7 protein-coding genes are annotated in these 5,812 nt (G+C 60.4%); 4 read left to right on the top strand and 3 right to left on the bottom strand.

All coding sequences use genetic code 11. The features are described from left to right. The 4 genes from thiM to ACRC1E_RS11010 form a co-directional block, all read left to right on the top strand. A partial coding sequence (thiM, locus tag ACRC1E_RS11025) for a hydroxyethylthiazole kinase (RefSeq protein ID WP_438515145.1) occupies positions 1 to 600 on the top strand: 600 nt, incomplete at its 5' end. Further along, positions 597 to 1,232, top strand: a complete 636-nt coding sequence (thiE, locus tag ACRC1E_RS11020; protein ID WP_438515144.1) for a thiamine phosphate synthase — start codon at positions 597 to 599, stop codon at positions 1,230 to 1,232. The genes thiM and thiE, both read left to right, overlap by 4 nt. Then, positions 1,229 to 2,029 (top strand): bifunctional hydroxymethylpyrimidine kinase/phosphomethylpyrimidine kinase, encoded by an 801-nt coding sequence (gene thiD, locus ACRC1E_RS11015; RefSeq protein WP_438515143.1) that lies wholly within the window; start codon positions 1,229 to 1,231, stop codon positions 2,027 to 2,029. The genes thiE and thiD overlap by 4 nt, the downstream gene beginning before the upstream one ends. Before the next feature lie 100 nt (positions 2,030 to 2,129). Then, positions 2,130 to 3,602 (top strand): DUF2252 domain-containing protein, encoded by a 1,473-nt coding sequence (locus ACRC1E_RS11010; RefSeq protein WP_438515142.1) that lies wholly within the window; start codon positions 2,130 to 2,132, stop codon positions 3,600 to 3,602. A gap of 169 nt (positions 3,603 to 3,771) precedes the next feature. Here the strand turns inward: ACRC1E_RS11010 and ACRC1E_RS11005 are convergent, their stop codons facing one another. The 3 genes from ACRC1E_RS11005 to ACRC1E_RS10995 all read right to left on the bottom strand — a co-directional run bounded on the left by ACRC1E_RS11005 (position 3,772) and on the right by ACRC1E_RS10995 (position 5,533). Then, entirely contained in the window at positions 3,772 to 4,194 is a 423-nt protein-coding gene (locus tag ACRC1E_RS11005; protein ID WP_438515141.1) for a DUF2511 domain-containing protein, read from the bottom strand. Between the two features lie 25 nt (positions 4,195 to 4,219). After that, complete coding sequence (locus ACRC1E_RS11000) at positions 4,220 to 4,840, bottom strand: LexA family protein (RefSeq protein ID WP_438515140.1); 621 nt, start codon at positions 4,838 to 4,840, stop codon at positions 4,220 to 4,222. A 240-nt stretch (positions 4,841 to 5,080) separates the two neighbouring features. Beyond that, positions 5,081 to 5,533, bottom strand: a complete 453-nt coding sequence (locus tag ACRC1E_RS10995; RefSeq protein WP_438515139.1) for a ProQ/FINO family protein — start codon at positions 5,531 to 5,533, stop codon at positions 5,081 to 5,083. Positions 5,534 to 5,812 lie beyond the last annotated feature (279 nt).

The following is a 5,812-nucleotide window of genomic DNA, read 5'->3' as shown; positions in this document are numbered from 1 at the left end:
GTCAATGTCGGTACGCTGGATGCGGCACAGCGTGATGCGATGCTTGTTGCGGTGGCGTCTGCCAATACGGCCGGCACACCATGGGTGCTGGATCCGGTGGCGGCCGGTGTGCTGCCGTTTCGAACGGCATTCTGCCGCGAGTTGCTGCGATGCCGTCCTGCCGTGATACGCGGTAATGCTTCCGAAATCCGTGCGCTGGCAGGCGAGGCCGGGCAGGGGCGCGGGGTGGATAGTCTGGATGCCAGCGAAGCGGCGCTCGATGCCGCGCAGCGTCTGAGTCGTGACAGCGGTGCGCTGGTGATTGTGACCGGTGCTACCGACTATCTGTGTGACGGAGAGGCTATGCTGGCCGTGAGCGGCGGCCATGCCCGGTTGCAGCAGGTCACCGGCACCGGTTGTTCGCTGTCGGCACTCGTTGCGGCTGCGTGTGCGCTAGCGGGCGAGCGGCTGCCTGCGCTCGCTGCCGTCTGTGCGCTGATGAAGCTTGCCGGCGAGCGCGCAGCGGCCGCAAGCGTCGGCCCCGGCAGTTTTGCCGTGGCCTTGCTGGACGAAATCGCTGCTATCGACGGCGCGGCGCTGCAGGCGCGGTGGCCGGCATGAGAAAGCTTGATTTGCGTACCTATCTGGTGCTGGACCCCGACCTGTGTGGTGGTCTTGACGGCATGCTGCGGGTCAGTGCTGCGGCGCTGGCCGGTGGTGCTGGTGTGGTGCAACTGCGTGCGCCGGAGTGGAAAAAGCGCGACTGGCTGCTGGCCGCGCGCAAGCTGCAAGCCTTGTGCCGTGCCCACGGTGCGCTGTTTATTGTCAACGATCATATCGATGTGGCGCTGGCCGTCGGTGCCGACGGCGTGCATATCGGTCAGGCCGACCTGCCGCCGGACGTGGTGCGGCGCCTGTTGGGGCCGGATGCCATCATCGGTCTGTCGGTGAGTCATGCCGCCGAGCTTGGTGCCGCCGATGCGTCCCTGATCGACTATTTTGGTGTCGGGCCGGTATTTGCCACGGCGACCAAACCAGATGCCGCGCCCCCGCTGCAGGTGGAGAGTCTTGCCGCACTGGTGGCGATGGCAAGCCGGCCCTGCATTGCCATTGGTGGCATTCATCTTGGTAATGCGCGTGAGGTACTGGCCAGCGGCGTTGCCGGAGTGGCGGTGGTCAGCGCGATCTGCGCGGCAAGCGATCCCGAAAAAACGACGCGAGAATTCTTGTCCCTATTTGGAACTACACCATGATTCCCCATGTATTGACGATTGCCGGTTCGGACTCCAGCGGTGGTGCCGGCATTCAGGCCGATCTGAAAACCTTTTCCGCGCTGGGTGCCTACGGCATGAGCGCCATCACCGCGCTGACGGCGCAGAACACGCAGGGAGTGCAGGCGGTCAGTGCGGTGGCAGCGGATTTCGTGCGCGCGCAGTGCGAGTCGGTATTTTCCGACATCCGTGTCGATGCGCTTAAGTGCGGCATGCTGGCCAATGCCGGCATTATCCATGCGGTCGCCGATGTACTGGAGGCGTGGCAACCGGCGTATTTCGTGCTGGATACCGTCATGATCGCCAAGGGCGGTCACGCCTTACTGGCAGCGGAGGCTGTTGGCGCGCTGCGCGAGCGCCTCTTGCCGTTGGCATCCATCATCACCCCCAATCTGCCCGAGGCCGCCGCGTTGCTGGGCGAGGCCATGGCAAGTTCGGAGGACGAAATGCTGCATCAGGCCGACAGACTGTTGCAACTGGGGGCGCAGGCGGTGCTGATGAAGGGCGGGCATCTGGCCGATACGGCCGAGAGCCCGGACTGGCTGGTGACGCCGCATGTGCGGCTGCGTTTTGCCGCGCCGCGCATGGCGACCCGCCATACCCATGGTACCGGCTGCACGCTGTCGGCTGCACTGTGTGCATTGCGGCCGCAGCGTGACAGTTGGCAACAGGCTGTCGGCGACGCCAAAGTCTGGCTGGGCCATGCACTTGCTGGCGCAGACCGCCTGCAGCTGGGGCAGGGCATCGGGCCGGTACATCACTTCCATGACTGGTGGTGAGCAGGTGGTCTTTATTTAATTTATTCGCATACGTGGCCTACAGTGAATGGGTATAGTCAGCGGCTGCTTGCCGCCTCCATTCCTGATCGAGGACCCAGTCATGAGTCTGCGTGTGTCTGCGAAAAAAAAGGGTCAGTCCGAAAAATCTGCGCCGGCGACAGACCATGGCGAAGCCTACCGTACCCATATCGATGCGGCCTATCTGAAGAAACCTGCGCATCTGCGTACGCGCGAGGAGCGGCATGAGGCCGGGCGTGCATTGCGGGTGAGTTGTCCGCGCGAGTCGCATGCCGGCTTTATGCCGCGTACGATACGCCCGGATCCGGTCGATATCCTGATTGCCTCCGGCGAAGGGCGGGAGTCGACACTGCTGCCTATCCGATACGGGCGCATGCTGTCCTCTCCCTTTGCTTTTTATCGCGGTGCGGCTGCCATCATGGCATCCGATCTTTCTGAGACCCCTGTCACCGGGCTGGCGGTGCAAGCGTGCGGGGATTGTCACCTGATGAACTTCGGTGCATTTGCTACACCCGAGCGGCGTATCATTTTCGATATCAACGATTTCGACGAAACCTATCCGGCACCATGGGAGTGGGATCTCAAGCGTCTCGCTGCCAGCTTTGTCATCGCCAGCAGTCACAATGGGCACAAACTTTCCGATGGCCGGGCCGCTGCGGCCCATGTCGTCAATTGCTATCGCGACAAAATGCGAGAACTGGCACAGATGTCGACCCTGGATGCCTGGTATGCCTATCTCGATTACGAGGAGCTGATCGAACAGACCGAAGATGCGTCGCTCAGGCGTCGGCGTAAAAAAGTGCTGGAAAAGGCCATGGCGCATGATTCGGCGACCGAATTCGTCAAGCTTGCGCATATGGACAAAGGCCAGCCCCGCATCAAGGATATGCCGCCTTTGATCTACCATCTCGACAAGATGCGCGAGGCTGAGGCCGACGAGGCCGTGCGTGAAAACCTGCGCCGTTACCGCGAGTCGCTGCCTCCGGAGCGGCGGCAGTTGTTCGACCGTTACGAGCTGGCCGATATCGCAATTAAAGTGGTCGGTGTGGGTAGCGTGGGGACGCTGTGCGCGATTGCCCTGTTCTTTGCGGCCGAGGATGATGCCTTGTTCCTGCAGGTGAAGGAGGCGCGCGCCTCGGTGCTGGAGCCTTATGTCGATGTCGAACCTTTCGCCAGTAACGGCGAGCGGGTGGTATTCGGCCAGCGGCTGATGCAGGCGGCGTCCGATGTTTTTCTTGGCCATCTGGTCGGGGTGCAGGGTCGACAGATGTATGTCCGCCAATTGCGTGACGTCAAGGTCAAGCCCATGGTGGAGATCTTCACGGCTGGCAATATGCTGGGTTTTGCGCGCAATACCGGTTGGGCACTGGCGCGCGCCCATGCCCGCTCGGGTGATGCGGCCGTGATCGCCGGTTATATCGGCAAGGGGGAGGTGCTGGCCGAGGCGATTGCCCGATTTTCAGTCGACTATGCCGCGCAAAACGAGCGCGATTTTACCGCCCTGCGCGAGGCTGCGCGCTTGGGGCGTATCGATTTTATGTCTGAGGATATTTAGTTGGCTGATGATGTGTTTTTATGGCGATGTCCCCGTCGTGGCTTGCTTATTGTTGTTGGCCATGCGCGTAGTGCAGGCGTCAGTAGCTTATCCCCGTAGTACTCACGCAGGTGAAAGGGGCTTGTCGCCATACAGGCGCCTTGTTCGCCGGTGCGTGGTAGCGGTAAGGTCAGCTAGGCGTGGTGCGGCATAGCTGACGCCCGCTCTGAATCAGCGGGGTTAGCGGCATATTGACGCCACCGGCCATATCCTCGTCGTACTTCCAGATAGCCAGCGGTGCGCGGTAGCCGCCATTCAGTGCCTTGTCATTCAGCGCATATTCGGTGCCTTCCATGCTTTTTAGCGTGATGGCACCATCGTCGTAACAGGCCAGATCGCCTTCGGTCAATGTGAGCGGCCATTCGCTGCCGTACTCCAGTGCCGTTACATGCAGTTTGTCTTTGCTGGGAAGCCCTGCCGCCAGCAGCAGGCCGGCACTCAGCAAGAGTCCGGCTGTCATGGCCAGACGGATCAGGCCGCGATGACGGGTGGTCATGGTGTGTAGTGCCTGATTGCGGGCAAGGCGGGCGGAATAGGACAGGCTGTAGGACATGGGCTTCCCTTTGTCGGATACGGCTTCAGAATTGTTTGACGCAACTGGTCACGACACCCCAGATCAGCAGTTCCTGGCCTTCGCTCAGCTCTATCGGGGCGTAGCCGGCATTTTCCGGTAGTAGTGCCAAGCGGCCATTGCGACGGAACAAGCGCTTCACGGTGGGTTCTGCATCGATGGCGGCAAGTACGATGTCGCCATGCTTCGCTTCACGCTTGCGATCCACCACCAGCAAGTCTCCCTCGGCAATGCCTGCCTCTATCATCGAATCTCCCTTGACCCGGACCATAAAGCGCTCTCTGGCGTCATCAAGCAGCAGACGGTTCAAATCGACCATATCTTCGATCTGGTCATCGGCAGGGGAGGGCAGGCCGGCACGCACCCTGCAGGCAAAGACCGGCACTTCGGTCGTCTGTGCCTGCGGATCCGGCAGGAAAATCACGCCCGGATAGCGTTGTGCCAACTCTTGCGGCGTCAGCATGCTGGCCAGACGGGCAGCCAGACGGCGTTCGATGAAATTGATCACGGCGGGCTTGTCGCAGGCCGGTACGCGAATCTGTACCTGGGCTTCGTCAGTACCAAAGCGTCCGCTGCCTTTTTTGCGTCCGGCGCCGCTGCGTGCGCCGCCGTGGGTGTGATCAGTCATGATGGTTTTGTCGTTTTGATTTGCTTGAATATTGCACCAAAATTCAAGTGACGGCAAGTTTAGCTTTTTTGTCAGGGTCTTTTAGGTTTGGGGTCTGGCGCTGGATGGCGGTTAAAGCTTGCGGGGCATGGTGTAGCGAAAGGGGGTGCTTTGCCGGAAAGTGTCGTAAAAAAGTCCACGCCGCCTGCGGTATGCGCGGGCGGCGTGGACTTTGACCTTTAAGCTGCGGGTTAGCGCAGCTTATTCGGCAGCCGGTGGTGTTGCTTCGGTGGAGGGTGGCTCGCTGTCTGCGGCCGGCTTGCTGGCCAAGGGCTTGGCGGTCTGGGCGGCCAGCGCTGCGCGAGCTTCCAGATCTTCGCACTGCTTGTGGGCAGCGGCTTTTTCCTCGTCGCTGACGACGCCGGCGGGCTTGCCGTCCAGCGCGAAGCGCTTGCCGCCGCGGGCAACCGACTTCAGATAGCGCGGTTTGCGGCAGTGGTTGGACAATACGCGACCGATCAGCTGGGCTTCATACTGGGGCAGTGCTGTGCCTAGCGTCTCATGGATACCGATTGCCAGCGGTTTGAACTGCTTGAAAACCGGGTAGCTGGTATAGAGGTGGCCGGCAATCATCTCGGTTTGCTTCTTCTTGCTTATGGATTGCACGGCAGCCTTCAGGGCTTCACCCAGTGCAGTTTCTTTGGTTTGGGCCATGGTAATGCTTATTGCCTTTTGCTGGAAAATACGCCCGCCGTCAGGACGAGTCCGACGCAGGGAAAACGTCATTTTACACGTGATTGCTGTTGATGGTGCGACTTGTGTGTATTCCGGCCTATTGCCGGCTCTTTCCGGTGCTGATGCGTACCTGGATGGTTTTAGGTATTTGCGACACGAATGGTCAATATCCGGGTATGACTGTTGTGTCAAATATAGTTAATTGCTAATATTACTTCGCTTCATATGGTTTCTCCTTTGTTGTTTGCATTGTGTGCC

It is taken from the genome of Craterilacuibacter sp. (assembly GCF_051659485.1).
Classification (GTDB): domain Bacteria; phylum Pseudomonadota; class Gammaproteobacteria; order Burkholderiales; family Chromobacteriaceae; genus Craterilacuibacter.
This window is presented reverse-complemented; position numbering and strand designations above follow the sequence as displayed.